This is a genomic window from Shewanella sp. 0m-6 (genome assembly GCF_052977325.1).
In genome coordinates, this window is record NZ_JBRIMD010000005.1 from 55,859 (window position 1) to 74,015 (window position 18,157).

The 18,157-nt window shown below is 42.8% G+C and carries 13 protein-coding genes; 5 read left to right on the forward strand and 8 right to left on the reverse strand.

Annotated features, from left to right (window positions below):
* Window positions 1-136 precede the first annotated feature (136 nt).
* Together ACVBJC_RS05400 and ACVBJC_RS05405 are read left to right on the forward strand one after the other, a co-directional pair.
* Window positions 137-2,599: a marine proteobacterial sortase target protein gene (locus tag ACVBJC_RS05400; RefSeq protein WP_447159972.1), complete on the forward strand. Its 2,463-nt coding sequence runs from the start codon at window positions 137-139 to the stop codon at window positions 2,597-2,599.
* Window positions 2,592-3,281, forward strand: coding sequence for a class GN sortase (locus ACVBJC_RS05405; RefSeq protein ID WP_447159971.1), 690 nt, complete (start codon window positions 2,592-2,594; stop codon window positions 3,279-3,281). The genes ACVBJC_RS05400 and ACVBJC_RS05405 overlap by 8 nt, the downstream gene beginning before the upstream one ends.
* A gap of 182 nt (window positions 3,282-3,463) precedes the next feature.
* Here the strand turns inward: ACVBJC_RS05405 and ACVBJC_RS05410 are convergent, their stop codons facing one another.
* From ACVBJC_RS05410 to ACVBJC_RS05420, 3 genes are all read right to left on the reverse strand, one after another.
* Window positions 3,464-4,489 carry a GGDEF domain-containing protein gene (locus ACVBJC_RS05410; RefSeq protein ID WP_447159970.1) on the reverse strand — a complete coding sequence of 342 codons (1,026 nt, stop codon included), beginning with the start codon at window positions 4,487-4,489 and terminating at the stop codon, window positions 3,464-3,466.
* A gap of 335 nt (window positions 4,490-4,824) precedes the next feature.
* Window positions 4,825-5,697 (reverse strand): hypothetical protein, encoded by an 873-nt coding sequence (locus ACVBJC_RS05415; RefSeq protein ID WP_447159969.1) that lies wholly within the window; start codon window positions 5,695-5,697, stop codon window positions 4,825-4,827.
* A gap of 453 nt (window positions 5,698-6,150) precedes the next feature.
* Window positions 6,151-6,522, reverse strand: a complete 372-nt coding sequence (locus ACVBJC_RS05420) for a diacylglycerol kinase (protein ID WP_447159968.1) — start codon at window positions 6,520-6,522, stop codon at window positions 6,151-6,153.
* 332 nt (window positions 6,523-6,854) lie between these two features.
* Between ACVBJC_RS05420 and ACVBJC_RS05425 the strand changes: the two genes are divergently transcribed.
* Entirely contained in the window at window positions 6,855-7,736 is an 882-nt protein-coding gene (locus tag ACVBJC_RS05425; protein ID WP_447159967.1) for a DNA ligase, read from the forward strand.
* A 252-nt stretch (window positions 7,737-7,988) separates the two neighbouring features.
* On the opposite strand, the gene ACVBJC_RS05430 is transcribed toward ACVBJC_RS05425, so the two are convergent.
* Window positions 7,989-8,645 carry a nitroreductase family protein gene (locus ACVBJC_RS05430; RefSeq protein ID WP_447159966.1) on the reverse strand — a complete coding sequence of 219 codons (657 nt, stop codon included), beginning with the start codon at window positions 8,643-8,645 and terminating at the stop codon, window positions 7,989-7,991.
* Between the two features lie 328 nt (window positions 8,646-8,973).
* Here ACVBJC_RS05430 and ACVBJC_RS05435 point away from each other — a divergent pair, with 328 nt between their 5' ends.
* The gene (locus tag ACVBJC_RS05435) at window positions 8,974-9,471 is read left to right on the forward strand and encodes a low molecular weight protein-tyrosine-phosphatase (RefSeq protein ID WP_447159965.1); all 498 of its coding nucleotides are present in this window, start codon (window positions 8,974-8,976) and stop codon (window positions 9,469-9,471) included.
* Window positions 9,472-9,621: 150 nt separating this feature from the next.
* On the opposite strand, the gene ylqF is transcribed toward ACVBJC_RS05435, so the two are convergent.
* Both ylqF and ACVBJC_RS05445 read right to left on the reverse strand, forming a co-directional pair.
* Window positions 9,622-10,560, reverse strand: a complete 939-nt coding sequence (gene ylqF / locus ACVBJC_RS05440; RefSeq protein ID WP_447159964.1) for a ribosome biogenesis GTPase YlqF — start codon at window positions 10,558-10,560, stop codon at window positions 9,622-9,624.
* A gap of 117 nt (window positions 10,561-10,677) precedes the next feature.
* The gene (locus ACVBJC_RS05445; RefSeq protein WP_447159963.1) at window positions 10,678-11,517 is read right to left on the reverse strand and encodes an isopenicillin N synthase family dioxygenase; all 840 of its coding nucleotides are present in this window, start codon (window positions 11,515-11,517) and stop codon (window positions 10,678-10,680) included.
* A 447-nt stretch (window positions 11,518-11,964) separates the two neighbouring features.
* Here ACVBJC_RS05445 and ACVBJC_RS05450 point away from each other — a divergent pair, with 447 nt between their 5' ends.
* Window positions 11,965-12,870, forward strand: a complete 906-nt coding sequence (locus ACVBJC_RS05450) for a bifunctional methionine sulfoxide reductase B/A protein (RefSeq protein ID WP_447159962.1) — start codon at window positions 11,965-11,967, stop codon at window positions 12,868-12,870.
* A gap of 74 nt (window positions 12,871-12,944) precedes the next feature.
* Here the strand turns inward: ACVBJC_RS05450 and ACVBJC_RS05455 are convergent, their stop codons facing one another.
* Window positions 12,945-14,504 carry a SulP family inorganic anion transporter gene (locus ACVBJC_RS05455; RefSeq protein WP_447159961.1) on the reverse strand — a complete coding sequence of 520 codons (1,560 nt, stop codon included), beginning with the start codon at window positions 14,502-14,504 and terminating at the stop codon, window positions 12,945-12,947.
* 130 nt (window positions 14,505-14,634) lie between these two features.
* Complete coding sequence (gene rne, locus ACVBJC_RS05460; RefSeq protein WP_447159960.1) at window positions 14,635-17,844, reverse strand: ribonuclease E; 3,210 nt, start codon at window positions 17,842-17,844, stop codon at window positions 14,635-14,637.
* Window positions 17,845-18,157 lie beyond the last annotated feature (313 nt).

Consider the following 18,157-nt stretch of genomic DNA (forward strand, 5'->3'; position numbering starts at 1 on the left):
CCAGTCATGTAACCGTAAATTTAACTGCCAATTTAACCGAAAGTGACCTGTTTAGTTGAATGTTTTAGACAGGTTTTCGGTGCCACAGAGTCTGCCTCATCGCATCTTTGGGGTAAACAGTCAAAAGGAGTAACAGATGACTGCGTATATATTAAAGCGTGGATTAGCGAATGTTTTAGAGCCTATCGCTAAGCAGAGTCATCGCCAAGGAGGCTCTATTTTTGAGGCGCTTATGGCAAAGAGAGTCGCAATTGGGGCATCGATAGGATCGCTGCAAGCTCGATTACTGCAAGGGGTATTATTGCAGGGGTTATTATTACTTAGTGTATTCGTGCCGCAAAGTGCGATGGCATTAGCGTCAACGGAACCAGTTTCTTTAGATAGCATTACGCAAGGTAGTTTGATATTTGAAAGCGCACAAGGGCAGGTCGCGATTGCGCTACCAATGAAAACCGACATCAGTATGCATATATCAGGCTGGGTGAACCGAGTTTCTGTACGCCATGAATTTAAAAACACGTCGACAGAGTGGGTTAATGGTCAGTATCTATTTCCTTTACCTAATGAAGCGGCGGTTGACCAGCTTAAGCTACATATTGGCGATAGGGAGATAGAAGGACAGATCCAGCCTAAAGCTAAGGCTAAAGCCATTTATGAACAAGCAAAGGCTGAAGGTAAAAAAACCAGTTTACTTGAGCAAAAACGTGCCAATATCTTTAGTGCTCAGGTGGCAAATTTAGCGCCAAATGAAGTGTTGATTGTGGAGCTCACTTATCAAGAAACCTTAGACTACAAAGATGGTTTGTTTAGTCTACGTTTTCCGATGGCGATAGCGCCAAGATATACGCCGAAACAAAGTGGGCATAGCGACAAGCAACGTGATGAGTTGCATCAACAAGTCGCTGCATTCAAGTGGACTAATGCTAAAGAACAAGCGGGCCGAGAGCAAACAAACACGGAACAAACCATCGCTCAAAACTTAGTTTCGATAACCGTAAAGTTTGACGCCGCAATGGCAATAGAAAACATCGACAGCCCCTACCATTCTATTAATGTCGATATGGTCGAAGATGCTGCAGCGCAAGTGAGCTTAGATAACAATGCAGTTGCTAATCGTGATTTTGTGCTGACATGGCAGCCCGTACAAGGCCGTGAGCCTACCGCGGTAGTTTTTTCTCAACAAGGTAAAACCCACGCTGCGTTAGCCTCACAAGTTGTGCAAGGCGATAGTCAGTTTAATCAGGGAGTCTCTAGAAGTAAGCCAAAGTATCAACCTCAGTCACAGTCACAGTCACAGTCACAGTCACAACTACAGCCTCAGCCACTGCCACAGTTAGAGCTAGAGCAGCATAGTCACAACCAACGAACTGACTCAAAAAAGGCGTTAGAAAAATATGCTTTGGTGATGTTAATGCCACCTCAAGGTAGCGTAACTGAGTCATCGTCGATTTCACGTGAACTGATCTTGGTTATCGATACATCAGGTTCGATGTCAGGAGATGCCATCATTCAGGCTAAATCGGCGCTTAAGCATGCGTTAGCGGGATTAAAGCCCCAAGATAGCTTCAATATTTTGCAGTTCAACTCAACTGTTGAGCAGTGGTCTAAGTATGCAATGCCAGCAACGGCTATCAATCTTGCTCGAGCACAAGGTTATATCAATGCACTACACGCCGATGGCGGCACTGAAATGTCATTAGCGCTCGATGCTGCATTAACTCGTCTTGGTAATAATAGTGACCATGAAAGAGATGAGCAAAACGCCGCGGCGTCATTACGTCAGGTGTTATTTATTACCGACGGCGCAGTTGCTAATGAGTATGTGCTATTTGAGCAGATAAAAGATCAATTAGCTGAAAGTCGTTTATTTACTATCGGAATTGGCTCAGCGCCTAATGCCCATTTTATGCAAAGAGCTGCTGAAGTCGGTAGGGGGACTTATACCTACATTGGCAAACTTGATGAGGTTAACCAAAAAGTGGTGTCGCTATTGGAGAAAATAGAGCAGCCTCAAGTCACCGATGTTGATCTTCGTTTTAGCGATGGCAGTGTCCCTGACTATTGGCCTGTACGTATTCCTGATCTTTATGCTCACGAGCCTATCTTGGTCGCTGTAAGAATTCCAAGCTTTGTCAGTAATGACTTACTGATCCAAGGGCAATTAGCGGGGCAATTTTGGCAGCGACGCTTAGAGTTTAATACTGGCAGTCAAGTTAATAACTTGGAGCAAGCCAAAGGTTTAGATTTAATATGGGCAAGAAAACAGATCGCTGCACTAGAGCTGACTAAGCAAGCTGCGAATAAAGAGAGGATTGAAAAGCAGATCGAGGCCATAGCGATGAATTTTCATATTATGAGCGCTTACACTAGCTTAGTCGCAGTGGATGTCTCGCCAATAAAACCTGCCAGTATTGAAGCAAAGGAGGCGAGGGTGATGCAGCATCTGCCAAGCGGATGGCAAAAGCTATCACATACGCTTCCGCAAACCGGAACAAATAGTGTTGTGTTGATGATTTTTGGCTCGACTCTGTTGCTGCTAGCGGCTCTATATCGTTTATCGTTTAGGCGTACGGACACCAGTGGATCTGACTATGAGTAGTATTACTGAGCAAGGCAATAATTTTAATGCTGATGCAAGGTGTGATAAACGCCTTATTAGACGATTTCATCGGTATGCGCCGTGGTTGTTATTGGTCGCGGGAGCCGTTTTAGTAATACAAGGTGGATATATGCAAGCTAAAGCACATTTTGCCCAATTTCTTATTCAGCAGGCTTGGCAGAAAACACTTGCAGACCAAAAGCCGCATAAACCTTGGTCATGGGCCGATACGCATCCAGTTGCCAAACTCGACTTTTTTCCGGTTACGACTCACTTAAGCAAGGATTTTGTTGAGTCGGGCAAAAACAACAATATTAATAACCATGACAGTCTATACGTACTAGCGGGGGCATCGGGCCGAAACTTGGCTTTTGGTCCTGCACAAATGTTATCGTCGGCGAGCGTTAATAGTCAGGGTAACACCGTTATTGCTGGTCATAGAGATACGCACTTTGCAAGACTTAATGGTATTCAAGTCGGCCAGTTGATCCAGTTACAAAACGCATCAGGTAAGAGCCGTATCTATCGTGTGGCTACAGCGCAAGTGACTCACGAATCTGATCTAAGTGTGATTGAAGATAATGGTCAGAGCATATTAACCTTGGTGACCTGTTATCCATTTGGCGTTGAGTTTGCTGGCGGGCCACTGCGGTTTGTTGTTAAGGCGGAGCCTGTTAATTAGAGTGAGCCTTGTTAACGATAAAAAGTACGTGAGTAAGGCTGGCGCTAGGAGTTGTTGTAACCTTAGCGCCACTTCACTTAGTCCATTTAACCTATCACCACAAAAGCTTGCGCTACTTTTCTTCGTGGCACTTATTCCTGTGTGAGTTAATCGAACCTAATGTTATTGCATCTAAGGTCAGCTTAGGCTGAGATTGGCATGACACGGTTTCGGCCTAAGCGCTTAGCTTCATAAAGCTGTTTGTCTGCGCGCTCTATTAGCAGGCTATCAGTATCGTTTAACTGACATTGAGCGACACCAAAAGAGGCGGTGATGTTATTGATAGTGTCGCCTTTTCGTTTGTCTTTCAAAATCAACTTTTCTAGGCTTCGACGCATAGATTCGGCCAGTTGTCGTGTTCGGCCTAATTGGCTCTTTGGCACGATTAAAGCAAACTCTTCACCGCCAAATCGATACAGTTTAGTGCCATCTTGGCAAGCTTCACTTAGGCGTTTTGTCACGGCTTTTAACACTTGGTCGCCAAGCTGGTGGCCATAGGTGTCGTTAAACACTTTAAAATGGTCAATATCGGCAATGATTAAGCATAATCCTTGGGGGTGTTGTTCGATAATCCCTTTGAGGTCTTGATTAAATGCGCGTCGGTTTAATACATTGGTTAAGGCGTCAAAATGCATCTCATGTTCAGATTGCTTTAATTTTAGTTTCAAGGCATCTATTTCAGATTGTGCTTTGGCTAGTTGGGCTGTGAAATGCTGGGCACTTTCGCGGATCTCGTTTGAATCTTTAACAAGATGTTTAACGACCGATAGTACTTCTTCAATGGTAAAGCCATCATTTTCGATCTTATTAAGCTTGTTGTAATTATTATCAATTTTGCTATTGAAGTGGTTTGCATCAATGTTGGTGTCTTTAAGCGATTGGGAGAGCTCAGTGACCATAGCATCGAGATTAAGGCGCATATCGACGACATCAAGTTCGACGGCATCCGAGAGAAACTCTTGGTAAAGGCGTTCACTTTGACTTGGCGGACAGGTGTTGTAGTGGCTGACGACTTGATCTAAATGCTTATTTAGTTTGACATTTTTTTCACCAACATAAGCATACCATAGCGCATAGTTTATCGGTGTCGTTGGAATTTGATATTTAAGCATTAAAGGAATGGCTTTTTTTAGCTTAGATGCCGATTCCTTTAGCAGTGGACTAGCCATTATGGTCCCTTATTAACAATAGATTATTGGCGCGGTTAATTATATGCCAATGTAAAGTAACGCTATTGTGCATTTTATTTGGCCATTCTATTACGTTTTGATCTGATACAAAACTTGAAAAACGTTTAACTCGTACATAAAAACAGCGAACAAAAATCAGCAGTCAACTTATCCCCATTAGTGACTAAGCATTAAAGGGGTGAATACAGGTCATTAATGGCAGTCTGCTATCAGTGCCGATTGTATGTTTAATGCCAAGTGATAAGCAAAAAGGGCCCGATGAGGTGCCTTTTTTGTAGTAATAAGGTGCTTTTTGTAGTGAAAAATGACCTGGCTTAAAACTGGTAACTTACCGAAAGCATAGGGCCAATAAAGCTATACTCGATGTTGTAATCGGCAATCTTAATACCCGCATCAGTAAAGGTTGAGGTGTATTCAACGTTGACTTCGTAGTAGTTAAAGGCTGCTGTCATATGCCAATTTTCACTGATTGCGGCTTCAACCCCCATTCTTACATCAACTAAACCGCCCTTAAGATCATCTAGCTTGATATAAAAGTATTGCGCATGACCACTGAATTTAAAGCCAGGATAGAACTCGTAAGAGCCGAAAACACCAATATCAGGCAGTGGAGCTGTCAGTTTTTCGTCAACCACTTTGGGAATATCGATAGTGTCTGGGCAGCGTGTTTCTGTGGCAACATCGCAGATCCCTATGTTGCCTTTAAATGCTGTTTTGATAAACATGGCATGTAGGCCTACAGATACACCAACATCATAGTTATGACCTTGCCAGATATCATAACCATAACCAATACGCATGATATCGATATTAAGGGTGCTATCTAGCGAAATGCCAGACTTGATATCGTAAGTGGTGTCATCCCACGTAAACTGAAATGGTTTTTCGACTGACTGCACTAATGCATTACGATGAAGCTGTTTCCAATCTGCATAAAGCGTATGACGGTCGTTAAAGTGGTGAGAGAACTCGAAGAAGGGAAGAAATTGAGATTCTTCTAATTTTAAATCAGATTCAAAATCGAGCTTAAAAGCATTACCAAGGAGAGGATCGTTCACATCTATGGTTGAGTCCGTATTGGCATAAAAGCCACCGATACGGATAACAGTATTGTTATCTGCATAGGTCATTGGGCTCGCGACCAAGGCCAATGTTGTAGCACTGCGAATGATGAAACTTTTAAGCATTAAAAGTGACTCCGTCGTTCTTATTCTTATTAGTTTTATATTAGTTTTAATTTTCGAATGTTCAATTATTCGGCTACTAGCATAGCAGGATCTATAGTGATGTGAATAAATTGTTTCGAAAAATGTATGGTTTGTTTGATCTAATGCAAGTTAACCGTCATTACTTACATGCATGACAGGCTAGACATTGCGTACTACAGCGATTTTAGATGAGGGAAAGGCAATACTCTTAATGACACATTTATGATTAATATTGATAACATTTAAGACTTGCAGATTTTAGTAAACAGTCTAGCTTTGCCCAGTTATACGCTTATTTTGACAGCTAAAATATGTCATTTAAGGGGGCGCGGGGAGTGATGCTAAAAATAACAGGATTAGCTTTAACTAACGCCTTCAATTAAAACGGCACAATGAGAAGGCGTTAGTTAAAGCGCTCATGACATGAGTTGTTTAAAAGAGTTTAGGCAGCAAGATTAACGCCCAAGTTAGGCCGCAGAAAGCTAAGCTCATAAACACGGCTGCAGAGGCGATATCTTTTGCTCGACCGCTTAATGGATGGAGTTCATCGCTAATTCTGTCTACTACGGCTTCGATTGCTGAATTCAGAAGTTCAACGATTAACACCAAAAATAAACCTAGGATGAGTAAAACGCGCTCTACCGTTGTCACGTCTACTAATAATGCTATGGGTAGCATTATCGCAGCTAAGAGCAACTCTTGTCTAAATGCCGCCTCGTGTTTCCAAGCAAGCTGTAGGCCTTGTATTGAAAATCCAGTCGCTCTGATAACGCGTTTTATTCCGTGATTATTAGCAGGTTTCATAGCATTCCAAAATAGTATCCATAACAGTATTCATTATCGCGTTCATACATTATCGTGATAAAAATAGTGCTTTATCATGCGCGATAGTTGCTTGATAGCAATATATTAAGGCTGATAGTTCAAATTTTGAAGGATTATAACATGTTCCATTTTTGATTGAGTTAAAAAGCTAATTTAGCTGTGATCTTAGAGGTAGGGCAAGCATTGATAAGATAGAAATAACTGTTCCAGCAGGTGCCAATGGCATAGAGCCAAAAAGAGAGCTAGGCTTAACTCATGGTGCACAGGATGTGCAATCGAATGTTGAAAAATAGCAGCAAGGAGCAGTGACCATGTTCGTAATACGACTTTTCTTTTTTATCGCTAGCCTAATAACGGCGTTCCTATTTATAGTAACCCATCCTGTTGCAGCTTCGGCCGAAGTTGCACTAAATATGACAGATAAACCGTCAATCCAATTAGCTTCTAAAAGCACCCAACAAATAGCCAATATTTCCGATTACCTGGTCAGTGAGAAACTGGACGGTGTAAGGGGGTATTGGGATGGAAAAGCAATGTACAGTCGTTCAGGAAGATTGATTAATCTGCCGACTTGGTTTGTTGAGGGCTTTCCAGATTTTCCCTTAGACGGAGAGTTATGGATTGAAAGGGGCGCGTTCGAGCAGGTATCTGCAACCGTTAGAAAAACCAAGGCCGCAGACGCCGAATGGGCAAAGGTACGTTTTTGGGTCTTTGATCTACCGGATGATCCCAATGTATTTGAATTACGATATGACAGGGCTAGCAAAGTACTACAAGGTATTAGTCCATTTTTAGGGGTCATAAGGCAATATACATTAAGCACTCATCAAACATTAGACAGTGAGTTACAAAGCATTATTGATGGTAACGGTGAAGGTTTGATGTTACATAAGAAAACAGCCTTGTATAAAGTCGGTCGCAGTAAAGACATTGTTAAGCTGAAACCATTTTATGATGCCGAAGCACTCGTCGTTGCGCATACTCCAGGTAAAGGGAAATTTAGCGGTATGCTTGGGGCTTTAGTGGTTAAAAACGTTCAGGGAAAAGTGTTTAACTTAGGTTCTGGTTTTACGTTGGAGCAAAGGAGAAATCCACCTCAGATTGGTAGCCAAGTGACTTATAAATATTTTGGGCTAACCCAAAAAGGCACGCCAAGATTTGCCAGTTTCTTGCGGGAAAGACAATCTCAATAATAGCGAATAAGACTCCGGTGAGTCAGGATGTTCACCTCTTTTACGCAATGTTTTCACGTTAATTTTTACGGTTAAGGCCTTTAATGTTAGCGTCTTTATTTTTAAACATGCATCTATGAGGGCAAATAGCTTTTACTAATATTTAGAAAGGTTCGGGCAGATGCTCCGAACCTCCAAAGATTGGTTTCACAGTACAGATAGACAAACAAGTGCATAAGCTCACTTGCCTAAATGACTCAAAATCGATTGGTATTATAAAACTTGCAGAACATCTTTCATTGCCAAACGAGATTTTGGCAGCGCTGCATTATAGTCTTCTTCTGAATGATGGTAGCCCATAGCTAGTGCGACATCACACTGAAAGCCGCCAAGCTCCTCTTTAAAGATCTCACCAATCAATTCACTATCAACACCTTCCATAGTGGTTGAGTCGATTCTTAAGCGAGCAAGGGTGTGCAATGTATTTCCTAGGGCTAAGTAAGTTTGAGATTTTGTCCAAGCAGCATTGTTACCCGCTTCATCCGTATTGAGTTCTACGAAAGCATAAGCGCCAAACGCCTGCTCTCTATCCTCAGCTCCCATACGGCCATCGGCAATACCCTTGTCGACAACCTTTGCATAATCTTCGCGAGTATAGTGAGGGTTGTAAGCAAACAGAACGATATGTGAAGCCGACTTGATATGTGGCTGATTAAATTGAAACTTGTTGGCAAATGAATCATGCATGCGTTGCTTGGCTTCATCACTTTCAATCACAATAAATTTCCAAGGCTGTGAATTGATAGAAGAGGCCGAAAGATTCATTGCTTTATAGATCACATCAAGATCTACTTGGGGAATACGCTTAGATGCATCATAACGTTTTGTGGTGTAACGACTTTCAAGATCGGTAATAATGGGATGAGTCATATTCATATCCTAATGTGGCAAGGTCAATCAATAATTTACGTTAGCGCTATCCTACCGCCATCTTAACCAATGAAGTAGTGCTGATTCGTTGAATTATTATCAATATTTTATTGGTAATAATTGTTTGTTGGTAAGGATTATTTGTTGCAATGAAAGTTTGTTGGCAGTGAAAGTTTGGTGATTGCGAGAGTTTATTGGCAATATGCAGCCATATTGCTTATGGGATCTTAGTGCTAAGCCATTAGATGCTCGTCGCGGTTAACTATGGCTGGCTATGATGACTCTATAGCGCGTAGACTGCTAACGACTGACTATTTTGGGTACTGATATGAAACTAATTTCCTCTGTTCTATTTGTATGTATGGGCAACATCTGTCGTTCTCCTTCGGCAGAGGCGATGTTTAGAGACAAAGCCACAACCGCAGGACTACATATAAAAGTTGATTCTGCGGGCACGATTGCTTATCACCAAGGGCACTATCCGGATGAGCGTTCAATTACTGCGGGAATTAAACGTGGTTTGAATTTTGATGGAATGCGAGCAAGACAGGTTGAAGTTAATGATTTTGAAGACTTTGATTTGATCTTAGCGGCAGATGAGCAAAACCTTCAAGACTTAAAGCGTATATGCCCGCAGCAACATCAGTTTAAGCTTGCCCTCATTTTAGATTTCTGCGATTTCGCTACTCATGAGGTGATTTATACTGAGGTACCAGATCCCTATTATGGGGCGGGTGATGGCTTCGAATTGGTCCTTGATCTGCTTGATAATAGCTGCGAGCAACTGGTGAAGCGTATTCAAGAAGGAAATTTATTGAGCTCTTAATCTATGTTTAGCTCAGATTAGATGAATATGGGTTAAAGTTTTTTTCGCGATATATTTGCAGGTGTGATGGTAAAAACAGAAAAAGCGCTAAACAGCGCTTTTTCTAGGTTGTGAGATAAGCAAAAAACTTAGTTTTCTTAGTTTTAAGATTTAGCTTAAACGCTTGCCTGAACGCTTTAAACGCTCTAATTCTCGTTTTGCTTCTTCTTTCGCTTCTTTCTCTGCGAGCATTTTAGCAACTTCAGCTTTCTCGATTTCAGCCATTGCAGGTGTTTCAAGTGATAGTTGGCCTATTCTGCCTGCACGGAAATCATGAAGTAGCACTTCTGAGGCTTTGTGAAGATCGATTCTTCCACCTGGACGCAGTGCACCGCGGTTGCGGCCAATTGCCTCTAATAGCTCAATGTCAGTATCTGGCATCTGCTTGATCTTATAGCGTTCTGCAATCGCTTCAGGATAAGCGGTAAGAAAATACTCTGCAGCAAACATGGCTACATCTTCATATTCCATCGCGGTATCTTTAATCGCGCCGGTTACGGCCAAACGATAGCTACTTTTTTCGTTATCGACTTTAGGCCACAAAATACCCGGTGTGTCAGACAGTACAATACCATTACGTAAGTTAATACGTTGCTGGGTTTTGGTTACCGCAGGCTCGTTACCTGTTTTGGCAATCATTCTGCCAGCAAGTGTGTTGATGATGGTAGATTTACCGACGTTCGGGATCCCCATGATCATGGTGCGAATATCTTTTTCGATTTTGTCGCGACCGGGTACAAATTTACGACATAAATCGGGGATTTTTTTTACTTGTCCAGCCTGCAATGTGGTAATTGCCATTGCTCTTACCCCTTGCTCTTGCTCAAGGTATTCAATCCAAGCCTGAGTTGTCTCTGGATCGGCTAAGTCGGATTTATTCAGTAGTTTGATACATGGCTTATCACCACGCAGCGTTTGCACCATTGGGTTTTCACTACTGTAAGGGATCCTCGCATCAAGCACTTCTATCACCAAATCGACTTGAGGCATAACCTCTTCGATCTCTTTACGTGCTTTGTGCATGTGTCCTGGATACCACTGAATTGCCATGTGTGCGCTCTACTATCAAATTACATAATTAAGAGGATTTTACCTTGTAACGCTTAAGTTTAACAAACAAAAAGCGCCCTAAGGCGCTTTTTGGGCTCTTATTGAATGCGAAAGCGGCTAAATAACACCTAATTCACGTAAACGTTCCATCAAATAACTGTCGGCGGTATATTTATCTGACAGCTTTACCTCTGGGTTGGGATGTAAAAATAGCGGTAAAGAAATTCGCGATTTTGTTTTATCCATGCCCTGTGGGTTAATCACTCGATGGCTGGTTGATGGAAAGTAGCCACCCGATGCTTCTTGCAGCATGTCGCCAATGTTAATGATCAAATTGCCAAAGTTGCTTGGCACATCGACCCATTCACCATCTTTGAGCTGTACTTGTAAGCCGGGTTCATTCGCTGCAGGTAGTACTGTGATTAGATTAATATCTTCATGAGCTGCGGCTCGAATCGCGCCAGGTTCCTCATTACCTGACATAGGTGGGTAATGCAGTACTCGCAGCAGTGTTTTTTGGCTATTTTCAATCATCTTTGGTAGTGCGATTGAAAACTTCTGTTTCACTTCGGCAGGAGAATGTCGTTCTATCCATTCTAATAGCTCAGAGGCTAGCGCATTAGCGTTATCGTAATACTTAAGAATATTTTCTTTTAGAGAGTCTGGGATCCGCCCCCAAGGGTAGATATGAAAATATTCTTTGATATCTTTTACGCTGTGACCTTTGGCGGTTTCGGAGATCTCAGCCGAAAAGAATCCATCTTGTGTTTCAGGCTTAAACAGATATGCTTTTTTCTCTTCTGTATTAAAAAATGCGTGCCACTCTTGGTAAATATTCTCCACTAATTCTTTATCAATAGGGTGGTTGGTTAATACCCCAAACCCGGTTTCTCGTAGTGAAGATACAAATTGTTCTGCCGCGTCGTTTGCGCGGTAATCGATTGTTTTTAATGTCATCTTGATTCTTTTTATTATTAAACCCAATCCGAGTTTAACTAGGGTAAACGGTCGACGCAAACCTAAGTGATGTCGATCACACTGATGATTGTTTAGGCTAACGAATAGTGTCGAGTTATACTGGGATAATTGATTAATATTGAGTTAGTTATGGCTTAACACTCTTTGTTCATAATAATTAAAAAATGTTGAATACTTTTCCTGTATAAGCACTGCACTGGCGGCAAGTAACAATTTACGCTGAATGGAAACTTTAAGGATAGAAAAATAGCTCGACTAGGGGTCAAGCCTCTCAATAAACGTTAGAATTAAAGTCATCTTGAAAGCCTTTGTGCGCGTATAGGGTCTAATAACGGGCATGAGGGGTAACGTTTAAAGCCAGTTGGACATAAACCTCAGTGATGCATTGAGCGAAAGTCGATAGTTGAGCGGATTAGAGAGTGTAAAATGAGAAAACTAACAGAGTTCGAAAAGCATGTAATTGAAGATAAAGGCACTGAAAGGCCATTTAGTGGTGAATATAATCAACACACAGCTCAAGGGACCTATTGCTGTAAAAGATGTGATGCACCTTTATATCGCTCTGAGAGTAAGTTTAACGCCCACTGTGGTTGGCCTGCTTTTGATGACGAATTAGATGGGGCCGTTAAACGTAATACCGATGCGGATGGAATGCGAGTCGAAATCGTTTGTGCTGAGTGTGATGCTCATTTAGGGCATGTGTTTGAGGGGGAGTTACTCACGCCAAAGAATATCAGGCATTGTGTTAATTCAGTTTCAATGACGTTCAAATCAATCGATAACTCGCCCATAACTAAGCCTGAGTTACAACTTGCTACGTTGGGAGGAGGTTGTTTCTGGTGTATTGAGGCGGTATTTGCAGCCATTAAAGGCGTTAAAACGGTCACTTCTGGTTACGCTGGAGGCGATGGGCATGATGCTAACTATAAAGCGGTTTGTAGCGGTAACACTGCTCATGCTGAAGTTGTACAAATAGAGTTTGATCCAAACGAGGTGAGTTTTGAAAGTTTGCTTGAGGTGTTTTGGGTCAGTCATGATCCCACAAGCTTAAATCAACAAGGCAACGATGTTGGTCCTCAGTATCGTTCGGTGATCTTTATTCATAATGAACTGCAAGCCGAGCTGGCTAATAATATGATTGAAGACTTAACCAGAGTTGCTGCATGGCCAAATCCAATTGTGACTCAAGTGGTCGCTTACACAGGCTTTTTCGCTGCTGAAAATTATCACAACGATTACTTTGAATTACATGGTGAGCAGCCATATTGCCAGATGGTCATAAAACCTAAGGTGGATAAAGTCAAAGCACTGTTTGCAAACAAGCTTAAGTGACTTATACCGGGTTAGAAAATAAAAAAGACAGGCATTGCCTGTCTTTTTCGTTAATCGTCGTCGATAGCTAGCGCTTATGAGTCAAGCTTATCGTCAGCAACTTTATAATGTGGATCTTCAATTAGATTGACTTCAACGAGATCACCGGCCTTCGCGAGTAATTCTTTACAGTCATTGCTTAAATGACGTAAATGTAAACGTTTACCTGCGCTCACATATCGCTCTGCTAACGTATCGATAGCATCTAGGGCTGAGTGATCGCACACGCGCGAGTTTTGGAAATCGACAATCACATCTTGAGGATCCGTTTTAGCGTGGAATAACTCCAAAAATTCTGCCACTGAGCCAAAGAAGAGTGGACCGTTAAGCTTATAGACTTTCCTGCCATTTTGATCTTCGCTCACTTCAACATTAATGTGTTTAGCATGTTCCCAAGCGAACACCAGTGCGGACACGATAACACCCACAAATACAGCGAAAGCTAAATCGGTAAATACGGTGACAATTGTCACTAGAATAATAACAAATGCGTCATGTTTTGGTACTTTGCGCATCACTTTAAAGCTAGCCCATTCAAATGTACCTAGGACCACCATAAACATCACACCGACGAGGGCTGCTAGCGGGATCATTTCGATAAGTGCTGAGCCGAACAAAATGAAAGCAAGTAGAGCCACTGCTGCAGTAATGCCGGATAAGCGCCCACGGCCGCCAGAGTTAATATTGATCATCGATTGGCCAATCATGGCACAACCACCCATGGCACCAAAGAAGCCACTCGTGATGTTACCGACACCTTGACCAATACACTCTTTGTTTCCACGGCCACGAGTGCCTGTCATCTCATCAATAACGGTAAGCGTTAGTAATGATTCGATTAGACCTACAGCAGCAAGAATAAGTGAGTAAGGTAAAATGATGTATAAGGTTTCTAGCGTAAACTCGACAGCTGGAATAGAGAAGGTCGGTAAGCTACCTGCAATCGTTGCGTTGTCATTACCGCTCATTGATTTAAGGAAGTCGAGAACGGTTCGAGTATCTAAATTCAAGAAGGTAACGAGCAATGTTACCGTCAAAATCGCAGCTAGCGAAGAGGGGATCGCTGTCGTGATTTTAGGTAAGAACTGGATAATCGCCATGGTTAGTGCGACTAGGCCTAACATGAGTAATAGTTGGTTTTGCGGTAACCAAGTCATCACACCATTTGCGTCGGGTGTTTGAAATTGACCTAACTGAGCAAGGAAGATAACAATCGCTAAACCGTTCACAAAACCTATCATTACAGGGTAGGGAACGATACGGATAAATTTACCGAGTTTGAAGATACCGGCTGAAACTTGAATAAGGCCTGCAAGTACTACTGCGGCAAATAAGTATTGAACTCCATGTTCAGCAACAAGCGCAACCATCACGACCGCCATGGCGCCAGTGGCGCCAGAGATCATACCTGGGCGGCCACCAATCAATGCAGTGATAAGTCCCATAATAAATGCTGCATACAAACCAACCATTGGCTCAACACCAGCGACGAATGCAAATGCAACAGCTTCAGGAACCAAAGCTAAGGCTACGGTGAGTCCTGATAATAAATCTGCTCTATGACTGGCAGTTTTGTGACGAATAAGATCGAACATTTAACCTCTGTTGGAAAGTTGTTGAAATAGTTAGGGGTATTGGCCGCGAATACTAACAAAATTACCGCAGCTTGAATATAAAAAAGCCATGCATTGCTGCATGGCTTTTTGGCAAACTGATTAACTCAGGTTACGTGCGAACAGTTTCTGAATTAGCACTGTTTGCAGTTCTTGGTTTTGCAGTGTCACCAGAGTCAATAGTTTCATATTGGCGTCCTGTAGGGGTCGCAATATTTTCTCTGCTTTCAACTGTTGGCTTAGTTGTGTCTGACATTACCATAGAACCAAAACGGCTAGCAGCTTTGGCTACAGGCTTAACTTCAACAGTAGCCTCTACAGCAGGCGCTTTTTCAGCAATTGGCGTATCTACCACTGTTTGCTGGGTAGGCTTAATTGCAGCAGGCTTAGCCATAGGGGCTGACGCGCCTAGTTTAGCTTCAGCTTTCGGTTCAACAGCTGTTGTGACCACTGGCGCTTGGGCTTTAACTTCAGGAGCAGCTTCAACCACTGGCGCTTCAGTTTTAACTTCAACAGGAGCTTCAACCGGCGCAGTAACTACTGGCGCTTCAGTTTTAACTTCAACAGGAGCTTCAACCGGCGCTGTAACCACTGGCGCTTGGGCTTTAACTTCAGCAGGCGCTTCAACTGGTGCCGTGACCACAGGTGCTTGAGCTTTAACTTCAGTAGGCGCTTCAACCGGCGCTGTAACCACTGGCGCTTGGGCTTTAACTTCAGTAGGTGCTGCAACTGGTGCTGTAAACACAGGAGCTTCAACTTGTATTGGCTCTATTGTTGTCTCTTCAACCACTATAACCGGTGCTTGAGTCGTTGCTGCTGCGTTTTCAACATCGTTAGGAACGAAAACAGGAACAGATGAACCATCTTCATTATGCTGAGAATCTTCGTCACGACGACGACGCTGTCCCGCTGCACGTAAGTGACGTGGGCTACGACGACTTCTACGCTGACCTTCACGTGGCTCACGACCATTTTCTTCTGCAGAGTGAGTCTCATCAGTCATTTCAACTTTTGATTCGACAGCTTCTACTTGTGTGTCAGTTTTAACTTCGACAGCTGTTGATGTTTCAACCTGAGTCTCTACCGCTACAGGGGCTTCAACGTTTGTTATCGCATCTGTTTGTTCAGCTGTGTCAACAGTTTCAACTTTTGCTTTTGGCTTACGTGGCTGACGCTTTGGACGCGCAGGCTTATCATCATTTGATGTTTTAGCTTGCACTGGCGCTTCAGTTAACGCGACCTCTACTTTAGTTTCTTCTTGTTGCTCGTTGTTTACACGTACTTTTCGACGCATGTTACGACGCTGGCGACGTTCACGTGCAGCTTCTTGCTTAGGCTGCTCGATAGCTGGAGCTTCAACTTTCGTCTCTTTGCGCGGCTTGTCGTTACGAGGTTGACGTTTGGTTGTCTCTTCAGATGTTGAACGCGTGTCAGAATTTTCATTACGACTGTTTTTCGTTCTCTTATCTTTAGATGGCTCAGCATCATTACGATTGTCGCTGCGATTGTCGTTACGGTTACGGCGAGGATCGTTACGACGATTGCTATTACGGCGATTATTATTACGGCCTTGATTACGGCTGTCTTTATCTTGCTTCTTAGGCTCAGTCTTTGGCTCTTCTTTAGCGCCAAATAGTGAGCTAATAGCAGCGGCAATCTTAGCGAAGAAACCAGGTGCTTCTTCTTTCTTAGGTGCTGCCACAGGCTTAGTTTCTTCTACTTCAATTTTCTTTGGTGTAGAGAAACCTTTTAATGCTGGTTGAGGCGCCGCAGCTCGTTCAAGTTTACGAGGCTCGTATAGCTTAGCTTCTTCTTTTTCAAGTAGCTTGTAGCTAGATTCGCTGATCTCGTCATCTTTACGATGGCGAACTACGCGGTAATCAGGGGTTGTCATGTTTGGATCTGGAATGACATACACTTCAACGTTATGGCGCTTTTCGGTAATACGGATCGCTTTACGCTTTTCGTTCAATAGGAACGCTGCAACATCAACTGGAACAACCGCTTCAATTTGCGATGTGTTCTCTTTAATTGCTTCTTCTTCCATTAGACGAAGAATTGATAGCGCTAAAGATTCTGTACCACGGATAGTACCTTGTCCATGACAGCGTGGACATAGGTGCGCTGCAGACTCTTCTAATGAAGGACGCAGACGTTGACGTGACATTTCCATTAAACCAAAACGTGAAATTCGGCCTAACTGTACACGTGCTCTATCGTGATGTACCGCATCTTGCATACGCTTTTCAACTTCACGTTGATGACGTACTGGTGTCATATCGATGAAGTCGATAACAACTAAACCACCTAAGTCACGTAGACGTAATTGACGTGCAATTTCATCAGCCGCTTCTAAGTTAGTATTAAGTGCTGTCTCTTCGATGTCGCCGCCTTTAGTTGCGCGAGCAGAGTTAATATCGATAGAGGTTAGAGCCTCTGTTGGGTCGATAACAATCGAACCACCAGATGGTAGACGTACTTCACGTTGGAATGCAGACTCGATTTGAGTTTCAATCTGGTAATGCGTAAACAGTGGAACTTCAGCATCGTAACGTTTAATACGCTCTACAAAGTCAGGGCGAACAAGAGATACGTGCTCTTTTGCCTGCTCATAAATACGCGGGTGGTCGATCAAGATTTCGCCAACATCACGGCGTAAGTAGTCACGGATCGCGCGAACGATAACGTTACTTTCTTGATGGATTAAGAACGGTGCTGGCGCACTCTCTGCAGCTTCTTTGATTGCCGCCCAGTGGTGCTGAAGTACTTTTAAGTCCCACTTTAGTTCAGCTGGATCTTTGCCTACACCAGCGGTGCGTACAATTAGACCCATGCCTTGTGGTACTTCAAGCTCTGCTAGTGCAGCTTTAAGCTCGGTACGCTCATCACCTTCGATACGACGTGAAATACCGCCAGCACGAGGGTTGTTTGGCATTAATACAAGGTAAGAACCTGCAAGACTGATAAAGGTAGTCAGTGCGGCGCCTTTATTGCCGCGCTCTTCTTTATCAATTTGAATGATGACTTCCTGACCTTCTTTAACCACTTCCTTAATGTTAGGACGGCCTTGGAAAGAATAACCTTTAGGAAAGTATTCACGAGCAATTTCTTTAAGGGGTAAGAAGCCATGACGGTCAGCACCATAATCAACGAAAGCCGCTTCAAGAGACGGTTCTACTCGTGTGATTGTGCCTTTGTAAATATTGGCTTTCTTTTGTTCATGACCTGGGCTTTCAATATCCAAATCATACAGTTGTTGCCCATCAACAAGGGCAACGCGCAACTCTTCAGATTGAGTCGCATTGATTAACATCCGTTTCATGATGACGTAATTCTTCTTTAATAAAGGTCATCAAACGATACTTATTTCACTGCATTACGGGCCTAGGATTATAAAACAAAACCTCACGGTCAGTCTCTAGGCAAGGTGCGCATTGCTGTTAGACGCATTCTCTGCGTGTCGCATCCTATTTATGGCTTATTTTTTTATGTTTATAAAAAACAAGGAATTCGTTGTTAAATGTCAACCAACCCCATAAATTCTTAAAATACTTTCCAGTAATGCCAATTCGAAATGGTAGCGTCTGACGACGAGTTAAAATTATTCTTCGAAATTGGAGCGTTTCCAGTTGAGA

Coding starts and splice junctions, on each gene's coding strand:
- ylqF (WP_447159964.1), bottom strand. CDS start 10,560: ATGGCAATTCAGTGGTATCCAGGACACATGCACAAAGCACGTAAAGAG.
- ACVBJC_RS05450 (WP_447159962.1), top strand. CDS start 11,965: ATGAGAAAACTAACAGAGTTCGAAAAGCATGTAATTGAAGATAAAGGC.
- ACVBJC_RS05435 (WP_447159965.1), top strand. CDS start 8,974: ATGAAACTAATTTCCTCTGTTCTATTTGTATGTATGGGCAACATCTGT.
- ACVBJC_RS05420 (WP_447159968.1), bottom strand. CDS start 6,522: ATGAAACCTGCTAATAATCACGGAATAAAACGCGTTATCAGAGCGACT.
- ACVBJC_RS05455 (WP_447159961.1), bottom strand. CDS start 14,504: ATGTTCGATCTTATTCGTCACAAAACTGCCAGTCATAGAGCAGATTTA.
- ACVBJC_RS05400 (WP_447159972.1), top strand. CDS start 137: ATGACTGCGTATATATTAAAGCGTGGATTAGCGAATGTTTTAGAGCCT.
- ACVBJC_RS05410 (WP_447159970.1), bottom strand. CDS start 4,489: ATGGCTAGTCCACTGCTAAAGGAATCGGCATCTAAGCTAAAAAAAGCC.
- ACVBJC_RS05445 (WP_447159963.1), bottom strand. CDS start 11,517: ATGACATTAAAAACAATCGATTACCGCGCAAACGACGCGGCAGAACAA.
- ACVBJC_RS05405 (WP_447159971.1), top strand. CDS start 2,592: ATGAGTAGTATTACTGAGCAAGGCAATAATTTTAATGCTGATGCAAGG.
- ACVBJC_RS05425 (WP_447159967.1), top strand. CDS start 6,855: ATGTTCGTAATACGACTTTTCTTTTTTATCGCTAGCCTAATAACGGCG.
- rne (WP_447159960.1), bottom strand. CDS start 17,844: ATGAAACGGATGTTAATCAATGCGACTCAATCTGAAGAGTTGCGCGTT.
- ACVBJC_RS05430 (WP_447159966.1), bottom strand. CDS start 8,645: ATGACTCATCCCATTATTACCGATCTTGAAAGTCGTTACACCACAAAA.
- ACVBJC_RS05415 (WP_447159969.1), bottom strand. CDS start 5,697: ATGCTTAAAAGTTTCATCATTCGCAGTGCTACAACATTGGCCTTGGTC.